Raw genomic sequence first — 21,284 nt, forward strand, 5'->3', positions numbered from 1 at the left:
ATAATAAGCTTTTAATCTCATATAACTCCCTTAATTAAATTTAAGTTTACCAAAAAACAATTCATGTCTTCAGCAAAACAACAGAAATCTCAACTTCACCCTAGAAATAAAAACGTAAATCGTTACGATTTATCAGCTTTGGTAAAAGCAAAACCAGAATTGAAACAACACATCCAACCCAACAAATTTGGGGAAGATTCTATCAATTTTTCTGATGCTCGTGCAGTAAAGTTTTTGAATACAGCGATTCTTCAACATTATTATGGAATAAATAATTGGGATTTTCCTGCTCAGAATCTAACTCCTCCCATTCCAGGAAGAGCAGATTACATTCACCATATCGCTGATTTATTGGCAGAAAGTAACGGAGGAAAAGCTCCTACAGGAAACAAGGTTACATGTTTGGATATTGGAGTGGGTGCGAGTTGCATCTATCCAATTCTTGGAGTTTCAGAATATGATTGGAATTTTATTGGTGCTGATGTTGAGCCAAAGTCAATAGCTTCATCTGAAAACTTGGTAAAAAACAATCCTTCACTCAGAGGAAAGGTAGAGTTACGTTTACAACCTAATCCTTTGAATATCTTCTTTGGAATTATTGAAAAAGAGGATAAAATAGACATTACCATCTGTAACCCTCCATTTCATTCTTCAAGGGAAGAAGCACAAAAAGGAACACGGAGGAAAGTCAAAAACTTAAAAGGTAAAGACTCAAAAACTTTAGAACTTAATTTCGCAGGTAAAACAAATGAATTGATCTTTAAAGGAGGAGAATACGTTTTCATTCATACAATGATTAAACAAAGTAAAGCTTTCGCCAAAAATGTAACTTGGTTTTCAACTTTGGTTTCTAAGCAATCCAATATGAAAGGAATTTTAAATGCCTTAGATAAAATTGGAGCAAAACAAGTAAGAGAAATCCCAATGGGTACTGGAAATAAAGTTACAAGGGTTGTGGCATGGAGCTTTAATTAATGATAAAAAAAGGAAAGGAAGAGGTTTCAGGGAGAGAATCTAGAAAAGAGATTTCCTTGAACCATTACCTGATAATTTTCATACAGAAAGCCTTAATTTGAATTCGGCTAAATATTCCAAACTCTCCCACTCTCGACCTATTTTAATTAGCACTCTCTCCCTGCGCTTTAGCTCATCATCCTCTAAACAAGAAAAAATCATCTTTCATATTTTCTATTAAGCTATCTTCGTTTGTTAAGATATATTCAATCGCTTTTGAAGTGAACTCCTCCCCTTTTTTAGTTAACGAAACGATGTTATCTGTAATGAGAATCATATTGTTTTTTAAAGCCAAAGTTAACACGGTTTTACTTCGTACTTTTTGCCAATTGATGTGTTCGTTGAGGTGATTGACGTGGCGTTCTCTTTTTTCTGTATGATTTTTTAAGTGCAACAAAAATGTAATCAATGAAACTTCTATTCTTTGTTGTTTCTCACGATACAAGACTGCGATTAAACCTTTGCTTGGAGCGAATAAGTATATGATTAAAAATACAATTCCTAACATTGTGGTAATGCTTCCTGCAATTGACGCATCTAAAAAATTTGCTATCCAATAACCGGAAATTGCACTCAAAACACCGAAAAAACAAGCTAATCCTATCATCTTTTTTAAGTTGGTAGTTAACAAGTAGGCCGAAGCCGCAGGAGCTATCATTAATGCTACAACCAATATAGCTCCAACAGCATCAAAAGCTCCGACAGTTGTAATAGAAGCCACACTCATTAATCCGTAGTGTAAAATTACAGGGGAAAAACCCAGAGAAGTTGCTAAACCAGCATCAAAAGTACTAAGCTTCAATTCTTTAAAAAAGGCGAATAACAGTATCAAAGTGACCAACAAGATTGACCCAATTACCCAAAGCGATTTCGGTCCTAAATCTACTTCACCATAATAAACCCGATCAAAAGGAGTGAACGCCAATTCACCTAATAAAACTGCATCAACATCTAGGTGAACATCGTTTGCAAATTTGGCAATAAGAATAACACCAATACTAAAAAGTGCCGGAAACACCAATCCAATTGCAGTGTCTTCTTTTACTAATTTTGTTTGCTGAATTTTCTCGACAAAAACAACGGTAAGCACACCTGTAATTGCTGCCAAAAGAATTAAAAGAGGGGAATTTAAGTCTTGTGTTAAGAAAAAACCAACTACAATTCCAGGCAAAATAGAATGACTAATTGCATCACTGATCATTGCCATTTTTCGTAGTACAAGAAATGTTCCTGGAATCGCACAAGCCACAGCGACCAAACATGCGATCAATTGTATTTCGAACTGAGCGTCAGACATTCTTTCCGTTTTGGTTATACAAATTTTCAGCGGCTTTGAACCCTTTTGATGTCATACTCCACATCCCACCTTCAACTTCCACGTAATTTTTATCTACTAATTTTCGCAATCCTTTTCTGCTGTATCCTTGGAAATTATTCAGCATTTTTATGGTGTGTGGATGCGTTACATCATCGTGATCTTCCACAATGTGATACATAAACGCTAAGGTTTTCTGAGTTTCCAAATCATTTCGATTTTTGATTAATCGAATTCGTTTGAACAATAAACCACGTTTTGGAGAAAATATGAATGAAAACAAGACAAATATTGAAGCCACTAAGACAATTACTGGTCCCGTGGATAAGTTATTCTGAGTGGCACTAATTGCTGTACCAAAAACCCCAGCACTAGCACCAAGAATAGCTGCAAGAAAAACCATCTTTCCTAAACTATTTGTCCATTGTCGAGCCGCTGCTGCAGGAGCTAACAGCATTGCGCTCATTAACACCACACCAACTGTTTGCAAACCTAAAACAATGGCCAAGACGATAAAGCTTGTGATTAAAATATCAATAAATTTTGTATTGAATCCTAAAGTTTGGGCGTAATCCTTATCGAAAAGTAATATTTTAAACTCCTTCCAAAAGAGCAGTAAAACGATTAAGCACAAACCTGTAATTAAGGTCATCAACCAAACATCACTTTCAACTAATGTTGCTGCTTGACCAAAAAGGTACTTATCTAATCCTGCTTGATTGGCATTTGGTTGTTTCTGGATATAAGTCAACAATAACATTCCGAATCCGAAGAATAATGAGAGGATTAACCCCAATGCCGTATCCGATTTCAAATAAGTTTTTGAGGTTATTCCACGAATCCATAAAGTACCTATTAATCCACTTACCAAAGCTCCAATAAGTAAAATATGACTGTCTTTAGATCCTGTAATTAAAAAAGCAATAGCGATTCCTGGCAAAGCTGCATGAGAAATAGCATCACCTAACAAACTTTCTTTTCGCAACACAGCAAAACTACCCAACATACCGGTTACAGCTCCTAAAACAGCCGTTCCAAGTGTAATGGTTCGCAATGTGTAATCGCTAAAAGCCAATTGTACAAATTCAATTATTTCCATAAACTATTTCTGAATACTCACTTTATAGTTAATTCCATAAGTTTTAGTTAAATTATCATCATTAAAAATATCTTTGACAGCTCCTGTTGCTATTTTTTTCACATTTAAGAAAGTAACCCAATCAAAGTATTCTGGAACAGTTTGTAAATCATGATGAACAACTACAACAGTTTTTCCAGCTTTTCGCAATTCTTTTAAAATATTGATAATGGCTACTTCTGTTGTTGCATCAACACCTTGAAAAGGTTCATCCATAAAATAAATTGAAGCATCTTGAACCAAAGCACGAGCTAAAAAAATACGCTGTTGTTGTCCTCCAGAAAGTTGACTAATTTGACGACTTTTAAACGAAAGCATACCCACTTTTTCAAGTGCTTCTAAAGCCGACTTCTTTTGTTTGATTCCAGGACGTTTTATCCATCCCAAACCTCCATAAGTTCCCATCATGACAACATCTAAAGCAGTAGTTGGAAAATCCCAATCTACACTTCCTTTTTGCGGAACATAAGCCACATGCTTACGTTGAGACTTGTAAGGTTTGTCAAAAATAGTTACACTTCCAGCAATAGGTTTCAAAATTCCTAAAATAGCTTTGATCAAAGTTGATTTCCCAGCACCATTTGGACCAACAATGGCCATCAAAACACCTTCAGGAATTTGCAAATCGATATCCCAGAGCACAGGCTTGTAGTTGTAAGCTACAGTAAGGTCATCTACTTTTACTGCTATTTTTTCCATAAATACTATCTGTTATTTCAGTGCGTTTACGATGGTTTTAACATTATATCTAAACATTCCAATATAAGTTCCTTCCTCAGTATTGGGATCCCCTAGTGCATCAGAATACAAAGTTCCTCCGATAGCAACTGCATGATCATTTGAATTTACCGAAGCCTGAAGTGCTTCAACTGTTCGACGAGGAACAGAACTTTCAATGAATACCGCTTTCACTTTGTGTTCTAAAATATATTTAGCTGTTTCTTGCACATCTTGAACACCAGCCTCCGTTGCAGTAGATAAACCTTGCAGCCCCACAACATCAAAATCAAAAGCCATACCGAAATAATTAAAAGCATCATGTGCCGTAACTAACCTTCTTTGGTCTTTCGATAGTGTTGCAATTTCAGCTTCTATTTCTTGACTTAATTCCTTTAATTGCTGTAAATAATTTTGGGCATTATTTTGAAAATACGCTTTACTTTCAGGAAGCGCTTCTGATAATTTATCGGCAACAAAAAGTGTTATTTGTTCCCAATATCCGATATCAAACCAAATATGTGGATCATAATTAGATGCAAAATAGGTAGAACCGATTAAATTTTCCTTTTTCAAGATATCAGTTACTGCAATTGCATTGATATTTTGCTTCTTCATACGTTCAAAAACATCTACTAACTTTCCTTCCAAATGTAATCCGTTGTAAAGAATCATATTGGCACTTGACAATTTGTTGACATCACCTTCACTGGCTTTATACAAATGCGGGTCTACACCTGCTCCCATTAAACCTTGTACAACAACGCTGTCACCTCCAATGTTTTTCACTAAATCAGTAATCATTGAAGTTGTTGTTACAATATTAAACGTATTGTCATCTTTTTTTGATTCTGTATCGCTACAACCGATTAAAAGTACCCCAATTAGCAGTATAAATAATAATATTTTCATTAATCTAAATATTTGTTGCGAATGTACGAAAATTATCGAAAATGCGGGGTGATTAGGGTATGAATTAGTTCAACCGAAGTACATAATGATATTACCACCATAAACTACCAAGAAATGCAATTTTGAATTGCTTAGCTTTCACTTATTGTATTTTACCTAAATGTAACCAAATAAAAATATCACATTATTATTACATATAAAATACTTCCTTTATGAAAACTACAACTCTCTTAATTTTTGGATTCTTAACCTTTAGCATGATTGCACAAAATAATATTAGAACTGCAGACGACATCATAGAACAGACCGAAAAAAAGGCAGGAATTTATAGAATTTCAGGAACTTATTTAAACACGGCTGTCGTGAATATGAATTATGCTCAATCAAATGTGCTTTCCGTTATGGACCAGGAATTGTTACAAAAAGCAGAAATTATTCAAATAGATTTAATTTACACTGACTACCCTAAAGGTCAAGACATTAAAAGCTTAAATAAAAAAAGAATTTTAAATATGCTTGATATTCGTTCTGATTTAGTGAAAAACGAAAGTATAAACTGGTCTGTTGTACGTCAAATGCACTGTAATAGCGAATCTGAGGCGAAAATAATGTTTCACGGTGCGGTCATCTATTATTTGTCACCTCAAAATAAGGACCTGAGTGATTATGAAATAAACCAATATGAAGGTCTACCCAAAAACGATAGTGTAGAAATCACAAAAGAAAGTTTAAAACAGTTTAAAAATGATCCAGTAATAATAAAGGCATTCGAACGAAATGAATGGAAGGAACCAACAATCGTTGCAGATGTTACTGGCAGTATGTATCCATACATGAAACAAATGGTCTTCTGGTTTCTACTAAAAATGAATAGGAAAGAGAATGTCTATTTAACCTTATTCAATGATGGCGATGGAAAGAAAAACAGGTTTAAAGCCATTGGTTCAACAGGTGGAATTCATAATGTTAAAACAAAAGAATATGCTGTCTTCAGAGAACTCCTTCTAGAAACGGTTTCCTATGGTTGCGGAGGAGACTCTCCAGAAAATGATCTTGAAGCCATAATAAAAGCCCAAAAGGAAAATCCCAAAGCCAAAGAAATTATTTTAATAGCTGATAATTTTTCAGAGATACGAGATTATCGATTAATTGATCAAATTACAATTCCTGTTCGCGTTATTCTTTGTGGAACCAAATATAGAATTAATCTTGACTACATAAACTTAGCAAGAAAGACTGGAGGTTCTGTTCACACTTTAAAAGAAGATTTGGAGGATTTAATTAAAAAATCAGAAGGGGAATCATTTTCATTTATGGGAAAGATGTACGAGATCATCGATGGAATGGTTATGGAAAAAGTATCGAAAATTAAAAGAATTTAGAATTACGGAATCACTAATAAACATAGAATAAATTAATGTTTCATCTCGTATATTAAAATAACAGCGGATTATAACAAAAATATCAAATGCTCTTGTGGAAAAGATATATGGGTTATTGGTTCAGCATCACTCCAAAATGGCTGCTATAATTGTTTAACTGGAGAATTATTACCAACTGACAATTACGAAATCGATAGCGTTGTTCCTCCTTTTACCGAAGCTGATGCTTTCACTGTAGATGATTGGGGAGAATTCAGTCTTGATTTCTTGGGAGAAGGAAATTACCGCAATGATGATGGAACGCTAATCGACCCTGACACATATCCAACTCCAAAAAAGTGCTTGAATTGTAAAAACTTTATATTAAAAAGTCAAAAAGTATATTGTACTCTAAATAAAATTGATCAAGCACTAGGAAAAGAATTCAGGTGTGGAGGTTTTCAACAAGCTTAAAAAAAGATATAAATTTAGTAAGTAACTATAATCCTCCATTAATAACGAGAACAAATTCTGTGACTCAAACTGAATAGTTTGGCTAAAATTTATGAAGTGAAATTTCAAAGTAATAACTGATTTCTCAACCTAAAAAATACCATTATCAGTCAAATAATTTTAAATTAGCACAACAAAATTGATAAATTATGAAAGCATACGTATTTCCAGGCCAAGGAGCCCAATATATAGGAATGGGGAAAGACCTTTATGAAACGTCTCCTGTTGCTCAAGAACTTTTTAAAAAAGCCAATGACATTTTAGGGTTTGACATCACTGAAATTATGTTCAATGGAACAGATGAGCAATTGAAAGAAACCAAAGTTACACAACCGGCAATATTCTTACATTCAGTAATTTTAGCAAAGGTTTTAGGTGATGATTTTAAACCAAATATGGTTGCAGGTCACTCCTTAGGTGAATTTTCAGCACTTGTGGCAAATGGGGTATTATCTTTTGAAGATGGACTAAAGTTAGTTTATCAACGTGCTTTAGCTATGCAAGATGCTTGCGAAGCTGAGCCTTCAACTATGGCTGCTATTTTAGGACTTGAAGATGAAAAAGTAGAAGAAATTTGTTCTGAAATTGACGAAGTTGTAGTTGCCGCAAATTATAACTGCCCTGGCCAATTAGTTATTTCTGGATCTAACAAAGGAATCGAAATCGCTTGTGAAAAGGCAAAAGAAGCAGGAGCTAAAAGAGCATTGCCTTTACCAGTTGGTGGAGCATTTCATTCACCGCTAATGGAGCCAGCTAGAGAAAAATTAGAAAAAGCAATTAAAGACACACCATTTTCTGAAGGAGTTTGTCCGATATACCAAAATGTTACAGCTAATGCAGTGAGTAATCTTGAGGAAATTAAGAATAACTTAATCGCTCAATTAACTGCACCTGTTCGTTGGACTCAAACTATGCAACAAATGATTGCTGATGGCTGTGATGAAGTTATTGAAGTAGGACCTGGTAAAGTTTTACAAGGTTTATTTAAGAAAGTAGATAGAAAATTCCCAACTTCGAGTGCAAGTATAGGAGAGTAAAGTTTGCTGTAGGGGCGGTTGGCAAACCGCCTTTACAACAAATCCTTATTTCTAAAATTCATATCCCTTAATTTCTTGAAGTATTTCTTATCTAAGTTTCTTTTAAGGATATCAAGGTGTTCAATTCTATGGCAATCCGTTGCAACATAATCAACTAGATCATTATCGACTAATAATTCGGCTTGTTTTTTAATCTCAGGACCATAATGACCTGAAAGTGAGTTAAGATTTAATTGAATCCTCACACCATGATCACGGAATTTTTTTGCAGGTTCAATCCCTTCGTTTAGGAAGAACAAGTATCTTTCATAATGAGCTAAAACAGGTTTATATCCCTTAGTTTTCATTTTAAAAATGAGCGCATCGATTTCATTGGGTTTTGCTCCAAATGAAAATTCAAATAACAATTCATTATCTCCAAAAGTAAGAAGCTTTTCATTTTCGATTAATTCTAAAAAGAATTCATCATAAAAATATTCAGCTGCAGCGTCAATCTCAATTGGAATATTTAGTCGCTCAATCTCTTCACGAACTTTTTCTAAACCACTAAGTATAATTTCAGGAGTATTCCTGTAGTAATCGTACATTATATGAGGAGTAGTAATCACCTTTTTGTATCCTAACTCAACAAAACGCAATAACATTCCAATTGTATGATCCAAAGATTGTGATCCGTCATCAATTCCAGGAATTAGATGACTATGCATATCAACTCCTAGAACACTTAAATCTAATGGTTCTTTGGTATTTCCTCCAAATAACGATTTAATTAGTCCCATATATAATTATTGATTTTATAAAAGGTTTACTTCAGTAGATATAGTCATTTAGCTCAAAAATACATTTTTGCTAAATATAGACATTACTAAATGCTCTTTCTTGAAACGATGACCGCAATCATTTGTTATAAAACCCCCAACCTATTTTTTATTTTAGATTGGAGGCATCACTTATTTTTTTTCTCTTTTTGGTCAGATTAATATTGAAATCAAATTTATTAATCTAGAGAGTTGGGTTTAATTATTATAAACTCCAGTATTCTAAATCTTTGATTTCTTTTTTAAAGATACCTTTGATATCAACAAAGACACCTTTTTCATCTTTCAAATATTTTTTGAAATCATTTTCTTTTAATTCAGCATATTCTTTATGATTCACCGCTACAATCACTGCATCGTAATCATTACCTAAATCATCAGCAAGTGGCACACCATATTCGTGTTCCATTTCTTTAGAAGATGCATGTGGATCAATTAAATCTACTTTTACTGAAAAAGATTTAAGCTCATTCACAACATCAATAACTTTTGAATTCCTGATGTCACTCACGTTTTCTTTAAAAGTTGCACCCATAATCAAAACTTTCGCCTTGTTCATGTCTTTACCTTGTGAAATCATCATTTTAACAGCTTGTTTACCGATATAGAACCCCATTGAATCGTTTACTGAACGACCACTGTTGATTATTTCTGCATGATAACCTACTTGTTTTGCTTTGTAAGTCAAGTAATAAGGATCTACTCCAATACAATGTCCTCCTACTAATCCCGGTTGGAATGGTAAGAAATTCCATTTTGTACCAGCCGCTTCTAAAACCTCATAGGTATTAATTCCTAATTTATTGAATATGATCGATAGTTCATTAATTAATGAAATATTCACATCACGTTGAGTGTTTTCGATAATTTTTGCAGCTTCTGCTACTTTGATCGATGCAGCGCGGTGAACACCTGCACCAACAACTTCTTCGTATACTTTCGCTATTTCTTCTAAAGATTCGTCATCACTTCCTGAAACAACTTTCACCACATTTTGAAGTGTGTGAACCTTATCTCCCGGATTAATTCGTTCTGGTGAATAACCTACTTTAAAATCAATTCCAAACTTTAAACCTGATTCTTTCTCTAAAACAGGAATACAATCTTCCTCTGTACATCCAGGGTAAACTGTTGATTCAAAAACAACGTAATCCCCTTTTTTAAGTACTTTTCCTACAGTAGAAGATGCACCTAATAGTGGACCTAAATTTGGTCTATTAGAGTCATCAATCGGAGTTGGAACTGCAACTACATAAAAAGTAGCCTCTTTTAAATCTTCAAGTTTTGCAGTAAACTCTATACTACACCCTTCAAAGTCTGAAGCTTCTAATTCTTTACTAGGGTCGATGTTATTTCTCATCATATCGACTCTCTCTTCGTTAATGTCAAACCCTATGACATCCATTTTACGAGCAAATTCTAGTGCGATAGGTAATCCTACATATCCCAAACCAATTACGGCCAATTTCTCTTCTTTGTTAATTAACTTAGTGTGTATCAAATTGTTCATCTCTTACTTTATAAATTCGTTCTATAATTTCTACAACTTTTAATCCTTCCAACGCATTAGTCGTTGCTATGTTCCTTCCTTTTAATGTATCCACAACGTTTTTTATTACGTAGTGGTGATTCGCTGCTGAACCTTTGTAGGCACCATAATCATTCCCTGGATTTGTCGGGGATAACTCTGGCATTTCATATCCTTCGATATTGCAAACTTCTACTTCATTCATATATTGCCCTCCAATTTTCACCGATCCATTTTCACCTATTATTGTAATTGATGACTCTAAATTTTGACCTGCAACAGATGTCGAGTAATTTAATGAACCCATTCCGCCTTGAATAAAATCAAAACTCACAAATCCTGAGTCTTCAAAATCTGTTGAATCTTTATGCGTAAAGTCTGCAAATTTACCCTGAATATTTTTAATATCCCCAAACAACCAATACATAATATCTACAAAATGGGAAAATTGAGTAAATAAGGTACCTCCATCAAGATCTTTGGTTCCTTTCCAACCACCATTTTTATAATAGCGTTCATCTCTATTCCAGTAGCAATTCAGTTGAACCATAAATACTTGACCTAAAATACCATTGTCTACAATTGACTTTATCCATTCAGAAGGTGGCGAATACCTATTTTGCATTACACAAAATACATGTTTTGACATTTGTAAAGACTTAAATATAATTCGTTCACAATTATCTTTAGTCAACCCCATTGGTTTTTCACAAACTACATGTTTATTTTGTTCTAATATTTTAATACTTTGCTCTGCGTGTAAACCATTCGGTGTGCAAATACTTGCAATATCATATTCAATTTCTGAGGCTAAAAATTCATCAATTGAATTAAAAAAAGGAGCATTAAAATCTTCAATTGCTAGCCTTTCTTTTGGCTGAATATCAATTAATGCAACAAGCTCTGCTTCTGGATTTTCTTTCACCATAGTGGCGTGACGCTTTCCAATGTGCCCAGAACCAATTATTACAAATTTAATTTTCTCCTCCATCGTTATTTTTAAATCTTACTTACCCTACCTTCATTAAGTTCATAGACCTCTTTACTTTCATCGCAAATAGCATGATTGTTTTCATCAAATTCTAGTCGATGACCAAACTCACTCATCCATCCAATTTGTTTTGCTGGATTTCCAACCACCAAAGCATAAGGTAAAACTTCTTTTGTAACAACAGCTCCTGCACCAATAAAAGCAAATTCACCAATGTCATGCCCACAAACTATGGTAGCATTTGCTCCAATTGAAGCTCCCTTTTTCACTAAGGTTTTACTGTATTGGCCTCTTCTCACCACAGCACTTCTCGGATTAACAACATTGGTAAAAACCATTGAAGGGCCTAAGAAAACATCGTCTTCGCATTCTACTCCAGTGTAAATTGAAACGTTATTTTGAACTTTGACATTGTTTCCTAAAATAACTTCTGGTGAAATAACTACATTCTGACCGATATTGCAATCATTTCCAATCGAACAATTAGACATAATATGAGAGAAATGCCAAATCTTTGTTCCTTCACCAATGGAACAATTTTGGTCTATAATTGCAGTAGAATGTGAAAAGTAATTCATTATTTAATTTATATAATCTTCAAAATTATTATGGTCCTTTAAGAATAATTCTTCTTTAGTGAGACTTTTAAAGTAAGCGTATGTAAGTTTCAAACCTTCTTTCCTGTCATATTCTGGAGTCCAATTCAATATTTCTTTCGCTTTCTTAATATCTGGCTGCCTTTGTTTAGGGTCATTTTCTGGTAAGTCCTGATAAACGACCTTTTGAGATGTTCCTGTTAATTTAATTATCTCTTCAGCAAAGTCACCTATAGTTATTTCATCAGGATTTCCAATATTCACCGGTAATGAATAATCAGAAAACAATAAACGAACTAAGCCCTCAATCAAATCATCAACATAACAAAATGACCTTGTTTGACTACCATCTCCAAAGATTGTTAAGTCTTCTCCTCTTAAGGACTGACCAATAAAGGCTGGCAACACTCTTCCATCATTCAAACGCATTCTTGGTCCGTAAGTGTTGAAAATACGAGCAATTCTTGTCTCCACCCCATGATAAGTATGGTATGCCATGGTCATTGCTTCTTGGAATCGTTTTGCTTCGTCATAAACTCCCCTTGGTCCAATAGGGTTAACATTCCCACAATAATCCTCTGTTTGTGGATGAACTTCAGGATCTCCATAAACTTCGGATGTTGAAGCGATTAAAACCCTCGCATTTTTCTCTCTAGCTAAACCCAAACAATTATGAATTCCTAAAGATCCAACCTTTAAAGTTTGAATAGGAATTTTTAAATAATCAATAGGACTTGCAGGAGAAGCGAAATGCAATATATAATCGAGTTTTCCAGGAACATGAATAAACTTTGAAACATCTTGATGATAAAATTCAAAATTCTCTAATGGAAAAAGATGTTCTAAATTAGAAAGTCGTCCGGTAATTAGGTTATCCATGGCAATAACATGATATCCGTCTTTAACAAAGCGATCACATAAATGTGAACCCAAGAAACCAGCCGCCCCAGTAATTAAAACTCTTTTACTCATTTTATTATTCTAATTGATTTAAGAAAGTTTGTAATTACCCTAAAATAAATTCTTTAACTGACGAACAGATATATTCTAATTGATCATACTCCAATTCAGTATGCATAGGTAAAGAAAAAACTCTGGTTGTTAGCCAATCTGTGTTTTCTAAACTTCCACTAGAAGTTTCCAATGTTGCAAACATTTTTTGTTTATGCGCTGGAACTGGATAATAAATCATAGCCGGAATTTCTCGATCACCTAAATATGCAACCAAAGCATCACGGTCAATTCCATCATCTAATTGTAATGTATATTGATGAAAGACATGCTTAGAATTTTCAACTCTTTTTGGAGTAGTTAGCCCAGGAACATTAGCAAATGCTGCATCATAATAATCAGCTGCACTTCTTCTTGCATAAATATAGTTATCTAATTCACGTAATTTAATGCGTAAAACGGCCGCTTGAATGGTATCTAAACGAGAATTACAACCTACAACGTCATGGTAATATCTTTTACTTTGCCCATGATTTGCAACCATTGCCAATTTCTCCGCTATATCATCATCGTCAGTACACATTGCTCCACCATCTCCATAACAACCTAAGTTTTTTGAAGGAAAGAAACTTGTACAACCAACATCTCCAATAGTTCCAGTCTTTTTTACCGTCCCGTCAGAAAAAGTATAATCTGAACCAATTGCTTGTGCATTATCTTCGATTACTTTTAAATCATATTTCTCTGCAATTTTCATGATTGCTTCCATATCACAAGACTGTCCATATAAATGAACAGGAACAATAGCTTTTGTTCTAGCTGTAATTGCGGCTTCAATTGCCTTCGGAGAAATATTAAATGTATCTTTTTCACAATCTACAAACACAGGCTTTAATCTCAACAAGCCCATCACTTCCGTTGTAGCAATATAAGTATAAGAAGGAGTAATCACCTCATCACCTGGTTTTAACCCAAGTGCCATCATTGCTATTTGTAAAGCATCCGTTCCATTTGCACATGGAATAACGTGCTTTGCTTCTAAATAAGTCCCTAGTTCATCTTTAAAACTATGAACATCAGGCCCATTAATAAACTGAGCATTATCTAGAATATTGTTTATAGAATATTGAACTTGTGGTTTTATTTTCTCATACTGGCTAATTAAATCAACCATTTGTATTTTTTTCATAAAGACGGTTTTACTCTTTGTTATAAGTAGGCAAAAATAACAAAAAGTAATGATTAAAATTGTTGTACAAGTAAAAAGCGCAAATCTGAAAAGCTTATAACCATAGATTAATATTAAAAATATATGTTAAACTATTATTTCATTCGATTTTAACTCTTTTTAAAAGTGTTCACCTAAGGAATTTAATAACATTAACTTAACATGGCAACCAGAAAATATTAATCCAGATTAAGACTAACCTCCAAAATCTATTTTAACAACTTCTAGAAAATCTAAAACCACATAAAAAACAAGTGACAAAATAATTCTTGATTAGTAGCTGCGTTTTTATTAAATTTGCGGTTCAAACTAATATTTTGTAAGCATGTTCGAGAATTTAACAGACAAATTTGAAAAAGCATTTAAGGTTCTTAAAGGACAGGGACAAATCTCTGAAATCAATATTGCAGAAACACTTAAAGAGGTGCGTCGAGCCTTACTTGATGCCGATGTTAACTTCAACACTGCCAAAGAATTTACAAATATTGTAAAAGAAAAAGCGCTTGGTAGAGATGTTTTAAATGCAGTTTCACCTGGCCAATTAATGGTTAAAATCTGTCATGAAGAACTTGTCGAATTAATGGGAGGTGACGAGTCAGAAATTAACTACCAAGGAAATCCTGGAATCATTTTAATGTCAGGACTTCAGGGTTCTGGTAAAACTACTTTCTCTGGAAAGCTTGCAAACTTTTTAAAATCAAAGAAAGGTAAAAAACCTTTATTAGTTGCATGTGATGTATACCGTCCAGCTGCGATTGACCAATTACATGTGTTAGGTGAACAAATTGGAGTTGAAGTATATTCAAATAAGGAAGAAAAAAATCCAGTTAAAATTGCACAAGCAGCTATTCAACATGCCAAAAGCAAAGGTCACAATGTAGTTATTATTGATACGGCAGGGCGTTTAGCGATTGATGAACAAATGATGAGTGAAATAGCAGACGTTAAAAACGCTGTTAATCCTACCGAAACATTATTTGTTGTGGATGCAATGACAGGTCAAGATGCTGTGAACACTGCAAAAGCCTTTAATGAAAAAATTAATTTTGATGGTGTAATCCTTACCAAATTAGATGGTGACACACGAGGAGGTGCTGCCATTTCTATTTTAGCTGTCGTAAACAAACCAATTAAGTTTGTCGGTACAGGTGAAAAAATGGATGCTTTGGACGTTTTCTATCCAAAACGTATGGCTGATCGTATCCTAGGAATGGGAGATGTTGTTTCTTTAGTTGAAAGAGCTCAAGAACAATACGACGAAAAGGAAGCTAGAAGATTACAAAAGAAAATAAAAAAGAATCAATTTGATTTCAACGATTTCTTAAGTCAGTTACAACAAGTTAAAAAAATGGGTAACGTTAAAGACTTAATGGGAATGATTCCAGGAATGGGAAAAGCCATGAAAGATGTTGAAATTGAAGATGATGCATTCAAGCACATTGAAGCGATTATTTATTCAATGAGCCCAGACGAAAGAGAACGTCCAGAAATCATTGATCAAAGTCGCAAGAAAAGAATTGCAAAAGGAAGTGGACAGGAAATAGCTGAAGTAAACAAGCTCTTGAAACAATTCGGTGATACTAAGAAAATGATGAAGATGATGAGCAATAAGAAAAACATGGCCAGCATGATGAAACAAATGAAAGGAGGAATGCCAGGGATGTAAAAATTTTTCAAATTTTTACTGTTTCGATGGAGAGACTCGAGTAAAGAGGTGAAATCAATTCACATTTATATTATAGATATTAGAATCCCAAGAGCTCAAGCTTTTGGGATTTTTCAATTATGCTATTTATCTTCAAAAAAATTAATATCAACACCCAAAGAATTAGTTTTTCTTCATTTTAAAATTTGTCATCAACATAAATTTTGATTTTACAGGAATAATAAATCTTTCAAGATCAAATCTTTATCAAATCAAGCAACCTAAATCAACCAACACCGAACACTTAACACAACAATTCAAACACAACACTCAAAAAAAACTAGCGTTCAAATTATAATTTTGAACTTTTAAGCAGAAATTCCTAAATTCATAACAGGAACCAACGCTTTACTCATATGAAACTAAAACACATTTTATTTCTGGTTTTACTTTCTCCAATACTTTTGAATGCACAAACTTTAAGATTAGCTATTCAAAATGAAGGGAAGTTTGTTTACTACGCTACAATTGAGGTAAATAATAGTTTCTATTCTACTACTTCAACAAATCATGTCTTCAACATCCCTATAAAAAGTAAAGATATAATCACTATTAAACATGAAATCTATGAAGATTATAAATTCAAAATTATAGATGGTCTAAAACCCACAGACACGATAAACAAGTTAGTTTCATTAACTCTAAAGCCAGAAAACATGAAACTTCAAATGTTGGATGAATTCACTATTACAGATTCCAAATACAGAAATGTTTTCGACAACCAAGATGAGTTCATTATCGATTATTATCCTTTCCCTCTCAATCATTTTTTTATCATCACTAAATTCAAAAAGGAACACTTTATCAAAGTTATAAATAGAGCAGGAGATGAAATATATACAAAAATCTTAAAAATAAAACCAGAAGAAATTTTCTTGGATGCCATAGGAAACTTTCATTTGATTGAAAAAGATTCAGTGTATCAATTTTATACACAAAACAAGAACATACAACTCATGAAAGGAATTTCAAAAGAAGACTTTGAAATCAATATTAAAAACTTGGTTACTTTGGGTAATAATGGAGCATTTCACCAGAAAATCAGTATGCATAATCAAATGTATTCGCTTATTAGAATAATTGATAAGGAAGTTACTGATATTTATCAATCCCTCGATCATGAAGGTTATGAAAATGCTGCATATCATTATAATTCAGCAGTTGCATACTACATGAGGCACCAACCAGTACATCAAAACATTATTACAATGGGACTTTGGGATGGAAAACTAATGTCTTTAAATAATTATTCATTTGAATTATTCGTTATGACGAGTTGGAGCGATAATATTGCCTCCCAACCTCTTGACGTATTATCTTTTGGACTCAATGACAATATAGTGGTTTTGGATGGAGTAAGAGATAGCATTTTTCAAATTGACAACGAAACCTTCTCTTTAAAGAAAAACAGTGCAAAATTCTCTTTCTCAGGTGAATATTTCAAAGATTACTTCTACGACAATATTTATATGTACACCAAGGATAAGCAAGGAGTCATAGTTTCAAAAATCAATCTTGAAGATGGTACAATAACTAATATTGCTCAATTGTCAGATATGCGTCAACCACGAAATATCAAAGTAATAAACGACAAGGTATATTTCACAAAATTAGATGAAAGTCAATACAATCGGATTGTGGAAGTAAAAAAACAATAACATCCAATAATTAATTCACTACTACATTTTCTAAGCGAATTTCAGAAACCAACTTCATTCCATCGTTAGAAAAAACTTTATCTACGCTCATATAGTCATTCATCAAATTCTCTTTTGGTGCATAGTTCAAATAATCTCTAAATAAAATCCCATTTACTTCTTGCACTTTATCTACAGCCCTAAATCGAATCCCACCTTCTTCAGTGAAATATTGATACGCCATATAATCCATTGAATAATCTTCAATTCCTATCCAATATAGAAAGATATCATGAAAGTCTTCTCCCCCACCTTCTTCATTAAATGTCACTTTAATCTTGTAATACATTTTTTCATTGATCTCAACCTCATCAACCAAATCCAAGTTTACAGCAGGATCTTTTAAAGCTTTTGGTAGGAAAGCGAAGTAAAAAACGCTATTAATTGAGTTTTTATAGGCATTTCGTTTCTTTTCAGTTAAATCAATCACCTTTCCATTCACAGTCCTAATTAAAGAATCACCTTGCCAAGTATCAACAATTACCTCTTCTTTATCATTCGTAAACTTTCGTGATTTCATAAATCCAGCATCTCCCAACATTCGCACATATTGGAACTCTCTAAAGTCAAATGATATGTTTGATTGATCGATTAACCCAGAACCACTTTTTTGAAAAACACTATCAACGATAGCTTCTACAGACAAATCATCAAATTCATTTTCATCCAAGGTAGTTTCAACTTTTTCGTTTTCAACCTTTACTTTTTCATCATTACAAGCGGCAAATAAAAACAAACTTGTAAACGCAATAAATAATTTATTCATGATTGTAAATTTTCATTAATTTTTCTGCTCCTTCAAAAGAAGACATTTTTCCTTCAACAACATCTTTTTCTACTTCGGCTATCACTTTAACCAAACTCTCAGATGAATAAAAACTCAACATTAAGGTTTCTGCAATTGTTTCATGCAACCAATATTTATCTTGACGCTTCCTATTAATAAGGAAAGATCCATTTATTTTTGTTTGATTCATAAAACTCTCGATTGTGTCGAAAGTTTTAACAATATTGTAGTTTTCTACTGCAGACGCAACTAAAGCTTTAGGAATCCATTCATTTTCATTAGCAGGAAATAAATGCATTGCATTTTCATATTCTTTTTTCGCTCTTCTGGCCTTCAATAAATTATCTCCATCCGCCTTTGTGATAACTAAAGCGTCGGCCATTTCCATAATTCCACGTTTAATACCTTGCAGTTCGTCACCAGCTCCAGCTAACATCAACAACATAAAGAAATCCACCATTGAATTCACCATGGTTTCAGACTGACCAACACCTACAGTTTCAATTAAAATAAAATCATATCCTGCAGCTTCACATAAAATAATTGATTCTCGTGTTTTTCTAGCCACACCTCCCAAAGATTTCCCTGCCGCAGAAGGCCGAATAAAAGCATTTTCCTGAACCGACAATTGATTCATTCGGGTTTTATCACCTAAAATACTACCACCACTTTTTTCTGAAGAAGGATCAATGGCCAAGACAGCAATCTTAAAACCTTTATCGATTACCACTTGACCAAAAGACTCTATAAATGTACTTTTCCCAACTCCCGGAACACCAGTAACTCCTACACGAATTGACTTACCCGAATATTTAAGACAGCTATTAACTAATTTTTGAGCTTCTTCCTTATCTTTTTTTCGGTTACTCTCAAGCAACGTAATACCACTACTTAAAGATTGAAGATCTCCACTTAGAATACCAGAAAGTAAACCATCACTATTAAAAGAATCTCTTCTTTTCTGACGTTTTTCTTTCCATTTTTTCAGTTGTTCTTCATTCATAACCTTAACTCATTTTGAAAGAATTCTAGATTAAACCGCTACATTATGCTCACGTAAAGCATCATTTAAGGAAGTTTTCAAATCTGTACTTGCTTTTCTCTTTCCAATAATCAAGGCACAAGGAACCTGAAAATCACCTGCTTTAAATGTTTTAGTGTAAGAACCAGGGATTACAACACTTCTTTCTGGAACCTCCCCTTTAATTTCGATTGGCTCATCACCTGTAACATCAATTATTTTGGTTGATTTAGTCAAAACTACATTTGCCCCTAAAACAGCTTCTTTCCTCACACGAACTCCTTCAACCACGATACAACGTGAACCAATAAAAGCTCCGTCTTCAATAATTACTGGAGCAGCTTGCAAAGGTTCTAAAACTCCACCAATCCCAACTCCACCACTGAGGTGAACATTTTTTCCAATTTGTGCACAAGAACCAACCGTTGCCCAAGTATCCACCATAGTACCTTCATCTACGAAAGCACCAATATTAACATAGGAAGGCATTAAAATTACACCTTTTGAAATGTATGCCCCATAACGTGCAACCGCGTGAGGAACCACACGAACACCTAAATCCTTATAGTTTCTTTTCAATGCCATTTTATCGTGGAATTCGAAAGGACCAACTTCAATAGTCTCCATTTTACGAATAGGGAAATACATGACAACTGCTTTTTTAATCCACTCATTCACTTGCCAATCTCCATTCACAGGTTCTGCAACTCGTAAATCTCCTTTATCTAAGCCTTCGATAACTGCTTCAATTGCTTGTACGGTTTCATCGTTATTCAATAAAGAACGATCCTCCCATGCTTTTTCGATTATATCTTTCATCTCTTATATTTCATTTTTAACAAATATAACAGACTTCTCTTGAAAGGCTGATGAAATACTTAGTAAAACAGCTTTGAATTTATCCAAATAGTCTAAAAACTGTTAAATAACGCTCCCTTTTAATAAAATTATATTTAATAACCAACTTTTTCGGAATAAAAACGTTATATTAATGTATGATAAGTTTAAGGTGCCTTAAAAGCGCATTATAATTATCAAAATTTCAAAAAAATATAGGGATATGAGACAACTAAAAATTAGCAAACAAGTTACCAATCGAGAAACTGCATCCTTGGATAAATACTTGGTGGAAATCGGAAGAGTAGACTTAATCACCGCCCAAGAAGAAGTTGAGTTAGCCCGTCGAATTAAAGCTGGTGATCAACGTGCTTTGGATAAATTGACACGTGCCAATTTGCGTTTTGTAGTTTCTGTATCGAAACAATATCAAAACCAAGGACTCACACTTCCTGACTTAATTAATGAAGGAAATGTTGGATTAATTAAAGCTGCCAGAAGATTTGATGAAACAAGAGGATTTAAATTTATTTCCTACGCAGTTTGGTGGATTCGTCAATCTATTTTGCAGGCTTTAGCAGAACAAGCAAGAGTAGTTCGTTTACCTTTGAACAAAATTGGATCTATCGGCAAAGTAAATCGAGCTTATTCCGAACTTGAACAAAAATTAGAACGCGCACCATCTGCAGAAGAATTAGCGCATCATTTAGAATTATCCGTTAAAGATGTTAAACATGCTTTAGAATCTAATGGAAGACACCTTTCCATGGACGCCCCTTTAAAAGAAGGTGATGAATCCAGTTCGAATATGTACGACCTGCTTGAAAATGACAGTTTACAAGGACCTGAGGAAGGTTTACTTCACCAGTCTTTACAAAAAGAAATCAATCGCTCCTTGACCACTCTCACATCTAGGGAGGCTGATGTACTAAAACTGTATTTTGGACTAGACGGTAGACGTCAAATGAGTTTAGATGAAATAGGATACAGATTCGATTTAACAAGAGAGCGTGTTCGACAAATTAAAGAAAAAGCAGTGCGTCGCTTGAGACATACCTCAAGGAGCAAGATGCTTAAATCATATTTAGGATAAAATTTAATCTAACACAGAAAAACCG

At 33.8% G+C, this 21,284-nt stretch carries 19 protein-coding genes; 6 read left to right on the plus strand and 13 right to left on the minus strand.

Annotated features, from left to right (window positions below):
* Positions 1-63 precede the first annotated feature (63 nt).
* On the plus strand, positions 64-975 hold the full coding sequence (gene rlmF, locus C6368_RS10635; RefSeq protein WP_107039182.1) for a 23S rRNA (adenine(1618)-N(6))-methyltransferase RlmF: 912 nt from the start codon (positions 64-66) through the stop codon (positions 973-975).
* Positions 976-1,150: 175 nt separating this feature from the next.
* On the opposite strand, the gene C6368_RS10640 is transcribed toward rlmF, so the two are convergent.
* Genes C6368_RS10640 through C6368_RS10655 form a run of 4 tightly spaced genes read right to left on the minus strand, consistent with a single transcriptional unit; the run spans position 1,151 to position 5,096 of the window.
* Positions 1,151-2,311: a metal ABC transporter permease gene (locus C6368_RS10640; RefSeq protein WP_107039183.1), complete on the minus strand. Its 1,161-nt coding sequence runs from the start codon at positions 2,309-2,311 to the stop codon at positions 1,151-1,153.
* Positions 2,304-3,428 carry a metal ABC transporter permease gene (locus C6368_RS10645; protein WP_107039184.1) on the minus strand — a complete coding sequence of 375 codons (1,125 nt, stop codon included), beginning with the start codon at positions 3,426-3,428 and terminating at the stop codon, positions 2,304-2,306. The genes C6368_RS10640 and C6368_RS10645 overlap by 8 nt, the downstream gene beginning before the upstream one ends.
* A 3-nt stretch (positions 3,429-3,431) precedes the next feature.
* A complete protein-coding gene (locus C6368_RS10650; RefSeq protein ID WP_107039185.1) occupies positions 3,432-4,166 on the minus strand; it encodes a metal ABC transporter ATP-binding protein in 735 nt (244 codons plus the stop codon).
* 12 nt (positions 4,167-4,178) lie between these two features.
* On the minus strand, positions 4,179-5,096 hold the full coding sequence (locus tag C6368_RS10655) for a metal ABC transporter solute-binding protein, Zn/Mn family (RefSeq protein WP_107039186.1): 918 nt from the start codon (positions 5,094-5,096) through the stop codon (positions 4,179-4,181).
* A 212-nt stretch (positions 5,097-5,308) separates the two neighbouring features.
* Between C6368_RS10655 and C6368_RS10660 the strand changes: the two genes are divergently transcribed.
* Positions 5,309-6,478 (plus strand): hypothetical protein, encoded by a 1,170-nt coding sequence (locus C6368_RS10660; protein ID WP_159038558.1) that lies wholly within the window; start codon positions 5,309-5,311, stop codon positions 6,476-6,478.
* A gap of 641 nt (positions 6,479-7,119) precedes the next feature.
* Positions 7,120-8,007, plus strand: coding sequence for an ACP S-malonyltransferase (gene fabD, locus C6368_RS10670; protein WP_107039189.1), 888 nt, complete (start codon positions 7,120-7,122; stop codon positions 8,005-8,007).
* A 32-nt stretch (positions 8,008-8,039) separates the two neighbouring features.
* On the opposite strand, the gene C6368_RS10675 is transcribed toward fabD, so the two are convergent.
* The 6 genes from C6368_RS10675 to C6368_RS10700 all read right to left on the minus strand — a co-directional run bounded on the left by C6368_RS10675 (position 8,040) and on the right by C6368_RS10700 (position 14,080).
* Complete coding sequence (locus C6368_RS10675; RefSeq protein WP_107039190.1) at positions 8,040-8,786, minus strand: tyrosine-protein phosphatase; 747 nt, start codon at positions 8,784-8,786, stop codon at positions 8,040-8,042.
* Between the two features lie 244 nt (positions 8,787-9,030).
* On the minus strand, positions 9,031-10,335 hold the full coding sequence (locus C6368_RS10680) for a nucleotide sugar dehydrogenase (protein ID WP_199851627.1): 1,305 nt from the start codon (positions 10,333-10,335) through the stop codon (positions 9,031-9,033).
* On the minus strand, positions 10,313-11,344 hold the full coding sequence (locus C6368_RS10685) for a Gfo/Idh/MocA family protein (protein ID WP_107039191.1): 1,032 nt from the start codon (positions 11,342-11,344) through the stop codon (positions 10,313-10,315). The genes C6368_RS10680 and C6368_RS10685 overlap by 23 nt, the downstream gene beginning before the upstream one ends.
* Positions 11,345-11,352: 8 nt before the next feature.
* The gene (locus C6368_RS10690; protein ID WP_107039192.1) at positions 11,353-11,922 is read right to left on the minus strand and encodes an acyltransferase; all 570 of its coding nucleotides are present in this window, start codon (positions 11,920-11,922) and stop codon (positions 11,353-11,355) included.
* A gap of 3 nt (positions 11,923-11,925) precedes the next feature.
* Positions 11,926-12,912, minus strand: coding sequence for a UDP-glucuronic acid decarboxylase family protein (locus tag C6368_RS10695; RefSeq protein WP_107039193.1), 987 nt, complete (start codon positions 12,910-12,912; stop codon positions 11,926-11,928).
* A gap of 34 nt (positions 12,913-12,946) precedes the next feature.
* Positions 12,947-14,080 carry a DegT/DnrJ/EryC1/StrS family aminotransferase gene (locus C6368_RS10700; RefSeq protein ID WP_107039194.1) on the minus strand — a complete coding sequence of 378 codons (1,134 nt, stop codon included), beginning with the start codon at positions 14,078-14,080 and terminating at the stop codon, positions 12,947-12,949.
* Between the two features lie 364 nt (positions 14,081-14,444).
* Here C6368_RS10700 and ffh point away from each other — a divergent pair, with 364 nt between their 5' ends.
* Complete coding sequence (gene ffh / locus C6368_RS10705) at positions 14,445-15,785, plus strand: signal recognition particle protein (protein ID WP_107039195.1); 1,341 nt, start codon at positions 14,445-14,447, stop codon at positions 15,783-15,785.
* Positions 15,786-16,180: 395 nt separating this feature from the next.
* Positions 16,181-17,482 (plus strand): hypothetical protein, encoded by a 1,302-nt coding sequence (locus tag C6368_RS10710; protein ID WP_107039196.1) that lies wholly within the window; start codon positions 16,181-16,183, stop codon positions 17,480-17,482.
* Between the two features lie 10 nt (positions 17,483-17,492).
* Here C6368_RS10710 and C6368_RS10715 read toward each other — a convergent pair whose 3' ends face one another.
* Genes C6368_RS10715 through C6368_RS10725 form a run of 3 tightly spaced genes read right to left on the minus strand, consistent with a single transcriptional unit; the run spans position 17,493 to position 20,148 of the window.
* Positions 17,493-18,287, minus strand: a complete 795-nt coding sequence (locus C6368_RS10715) for a DUF6503 family protein (RefSeq protein WP_107039197.1) — start codon at positions 18,285-18,287, stop codon at positions 17,493-17,495.
* Positions 18,280-19,311, minus strand: coding sequence for a methylmalonyl Co-A mutase-associated GTPase MeaB (gene meaB, locus C6368_RS10720; RefSeq protein WP_107039198.1), 1,032 nt, complete (start codon positions 19,309-19,311; stop codon positions 18,280-18,282). Before meaB ends, C6368_RS10715 begins: the two co-directional genes overlap by 8 nt.
* Before the next feature lie 30 nt (positions 19,312-19,341).
* Positions 19,342-20,148 carry a 2,3,4,5-tetrahydropyridine-2,6-dicarboxylate N-succinyltransferase gene (locus C6368_RS10725; RefSeq protein ID WP_107039199.1) on the minus strand — a complete coding sequence of 269 codons (807 nt, stop codon included), beginning with the start codon at positions 20,146-20,148 and terminating at the stop codon, positions 19,342-19,344.
* A 241-nt stretch (positions 20,149-20,389) separates the two neighbouring features.
* On the opposite strand from C6368_RS10725, the gene C6368_RS10730 reads away from it, so the two are divergent.
* Positions 20,390-21,259: a sigma-70 family RNA polymerase sigma factor gene (locus C6368_RS10730; protein WP_107039200.1), complete on the plus strand. Its 870-nt coding sequence runs from the start codon at positions 20,390-20,392 to the stop codon at positions 21,257-21,259.
* Positions 21,260-21,284: the final 25 nt, after the last annotated feature.

Origin of the sequence: Brumimicrobium mesophilum (assembly GCF_003025005.1) — a bacterium.
GTDB classification, from domain to species: Bacteria; Bacteroidota; Bacteroidia; order Flavobacteriales_D; family Crocinitomicaceae; genus Brumimicrobium; species Brumimicrobium mesophilum.

What these genes read in the sequence shown, in the direction of transcription:
- rlmF (WP_107039182.1), top strand. Translation starts at nt 64, where the DNA reads ATGTCTTCAGCAAAACAACAGAAATCTCAACTTCACCCTAGAAATAAA.
- C6368_RS10640 (WP_107039183.1), bottom strand. Translation starts at nt 2,311, where the DNA reads ATGTCTGACGCTCAGTTCGAAATACAATTGATCGCATGTTTGGTCGCT.
- C6368_RS10645 (WP_107039184.1), bottom strand. Translation starts at nt 3,428, where the DNA reads ATGGAAATAATTGAATTTGTACAATTGGCTTTTAGCGATTACACATTG.
- C6368_RS10650 (WP_107039185.1), bottom strand. Translation starts at nt 4,166, where the DNA reads ATGGAAAAAATAGCAGTAAAAGTAGATGACCTTACTGTAGCTTACAAC.
- C6368_RS10655 (WP_107039186.1), bottom strand. Translation starts at nt 5,096, where the DNA reads ATGAAAATATTATTATTTATACTGCTAATTGGGGTACTTTTAATCGGT.
- C6368_RS10660 (WP_159038558.1), top strand. Translation starts at nt 5,309, where the DNA reads ATGAAAACTACAACTCTCTTAATTTTTGGATTCTTAACCTTTAGCATG.
- fabD (WP_107039189.1), top strand. Translation starts at nt 7,120, where the DNA reads ATGAAAGCATACGTATTTCCAGGCCAAGGAGCCCAATATATAGGAATG.
- C6368_RS10675 (WP_107039190.1), bottom strand. Translation starts at nt 8,786, where the DNA reads ATGGGACTAATTAAATCGTTATTTGGAGGAAATACCAAAGAACCATTA.
- C6368_RS10680 (WP_199851627.1), bottom strand. Translation starts at nt 10,335, where the DNA reads ATGAACAATTTGATACACACTAAGTTAATTAACAAAGAAGAGAAATTG.
- C6368_RS10685 (WP_107039191.1), bottom strand. Translation starts at nt 11,344, where the DNA reads ATGGAGGAGAAAATTAAATTTGTAATAATTGGTTCTGGGCACATTGGA.
- C6368_RS10690 (WP_107039192.1), bottom strand. Translation starts at nt 11,922, where the DNA reads ATGAATTACTTTTCACATTCTACTGCAATTATAGACCAAAATTGTTCC.
- C6368_RS10695 (WP_107039193.1), bottom strand. Translation starts at nt 12,912, where the DNA reads ATGAGTAAAAGAGTTTTAATTACTGGGGCGGCTGGTTTCTTGGGTTCA.
- C6368_RS10700 (WP_107039194.1), bottom strand. Translation starts at nt 14,080, where the DNA reads ATGAAAAAAATACAAATGGTTGATTTAATTAGCCAGTATGAGAAAATA.
- ffh (WP_107039195.1), top strand. Translation starts at nt 14,445, where the DNA reads ATGTTCGAGAATTTAACAGACAAATTTGAAAAAGCATTTAAGGTTCTT.
- C6368_RS10710 (WP_107039196.1), top strand. Translation starts at nt 16,181, where the DNA reads ATGAAACTAAAACACATTTTATTTCTGGTTTTACTTTCTCCAATACTT.
- C6368_RS10715 (WP_107039197.1), bottom strand. Translation starts at nt 18,287, where the DNA reads ATGAATAAATTATTTATTGCGTTTACAAGTTTGTTTTTATTTGCCGCT.
- meaB (WP_107039198.1), bottom strand. Translation starts at nt 19,311, where the DNA reads ATGAATGAAGAACAACTGAAAAAATGGAAAGAAAAACGTCAGAAAAGA.
- C6368_RS10725 (WP_107039199.1), bottom strand. Translation starts at nt 20,148, where the DNA reads ATGAAAGATATAATCGAAAAAGCATGGGAGGATCGTTCTTTATTGAAT.
- C6368_RS10730 (WP_107039200.1), top strand. Translation starts at nt 20,390, where the DNA reads ATGAGACAACTAAAAATTAGCAAACAAGTTACCAATCGAGAAACTGCA.